General features: G+C 41.0%; 1 protein-coding gene. It reads left to right on the forward strand.

Translation table 11 applies throughout. The annotated features are described in order from the left end of the window. The coding region (locus tag AAEY57_RS19405) for an ISAs1 family transposase (protein ID WP_350608595.1) at nucleotides 1–547 on the forward strand (547 nt) is incomplete at both ends.

Raw genomic sequence — 547 nt, forward strand, 5'->3', positions numbered from 1 at the left:
GGTTAAAAAGATATGGCGCTTTCAACGCGGGTATTCCAAGACACGACACCATAGCCCGTGTCATTTGTCGGTTAAAATCAGATGAAATAGAGCATGCATTTCAATCTTGGATATCTTCACTTATTGAAACCACGGGTGCTGATATTATTGCTATGGATGGAAAAACTGCACGTCGTTCATTTACAACCAAAGATAGAAAAAGTGCTTTACATACCGTCAGTGCATGGAGCTGCCAACACCAGTTAGTTTTAGGGCAAACAGCCGTTGATAGCAAAACAAATGAAATCACAGCCATACCTGAGTTACTCACCATGCTAGATATTGAAAATAGCATCATTACACTTGATGCTATGGGCTGCCAGCAAGAAATAGCGAAACAAATAATTAAACAAAAAGCTGATTATATCCTAGCGCTCAAAGGTAACCATTCAGGTATGCAGAGTGAATTAGAAGCTTGGTGGCACAAGAGTGAGCGCGAAGGATTGACCAATAGCAACTATGATAAACATACCGAAATAAGCTCAGGGCATGGGCGCATTGAAACAAG

It is taken from the genome of Pseudoalteromonas sp. MER144-MNA-CIBAN-0113, assembly GCF_040308965.1.
Classification (GTDB): domain Bacteria; phylum Pseudomonadota; class Gammaproteobacteria; order Enterobacterales; family Alteromonadaceae; genus Pseudoalteromonas; species Pseudoalteromonas tetraodonis.